We start from the raw sequence: 1,092 nt of genomic DNA, 5'->3' as shown, positions 1-1,092 counted from the left end.
GAGTTTCATATTAGACTCAGGACAGTGAATAACACTTGTATTAGTTTTGGCTAACAAGCTAATTTCTGATTCCGTTAGCGCTGTCATATGTACCGCTTGTGTATTTAAATCGGGATCGAAGAGCCCCAGCTCTGATAGCCGTTTAATCGGTCGCTTACCCGAGTTTGTTACAGCGTCATTAACTTCTTTCTGAGTCTCATGCACATGCATTTGTATTGGTAATGAATGTTCACGTGCAGCGCTAATGAGACTTCTTATAGGGTCATCCGAAACCGTATAAGGCGCATGAGGCCCGAACGCCATGTGAACTAAATCAGAGCTTTCGAAGGCGCGATGAAGCTCAAGTGTTTTTTCTATGTACTCATCTGGGCCGCTGCCCCATGCAGTTGGGAAGTCTAGAATAGGGCAAGCGAGTTGGGTGCGCATTCCAACGGTTTGCGCCATTTGTGCGACAACCTCCGGGAAGAAATACATGTCGCTAAACGTTGTCGTTCCGCTCTTGAGCATTTCAGCCATCGCAAGTTTCGCGCCGAATGACACGAAGTCAGAATCGACCCATTTGCCTTCAGCGGGCCATATATGTTCTTGAAGCCAAATATTTAACGGTAAATCATTCGCAATACCTCTAAGTAAAGCCATTGATGCATGACCATGCGCGTTAATAAGGCCCGGAATAATGACGTGGTTTGGCAAACAATAATGTTCGGATGCGATAATATGTTGCACTGATTCTGTTGGTGAAATCTGTGTAATTACACCATTCTCAATAATTAAAGAATGGTCTGTCAGTGTCGTGAAATTGTCATCAATTGTGAGTATTGTTCCTGCGTCAATTCTTGTATTGACTTGGGCGGTGTTGTGAAGAATCATGCGCCTTACCAGATGGTCAAGTTGAATGTCTTTTGCGAGAAAATTGTGAAGGGATCAGGTTATCACCACCGATATTCATTCACTAATGAATATTATGAAATAGTCTTTCAAAACTTGACTCATTGATCCGTAATTTCACGCGAAGTTGCATCAAATTTCATAGCTTTATCAATGCAGCGTATAGCGGCTATTGCATCAATATATTTCATTTATGTAGGGGTT

At 42.6% G+C, this 1,092-nt stretch carries 1 protein-coding gene; it reads right to left on the bottom strand.

Annotated elements, in window-relative coordinates; genetic code table 11:
- The coding region (locus A3739_RS22190; protein ID WP_156502763.1) for an amidohydrolase family protein at positions 1–870 on the bottom strand (870 nt) is incomplete at its 3' end.
- Between the last annotated feature and the right edge of the window lie 222 nt (positions 871–1,092).

The organism is Oleiphilus sp. HI0067, from assembly GCF_001635735.1.
This window is presented reverse-complemented; position numbering and strand designations above follow the sequence as displayed.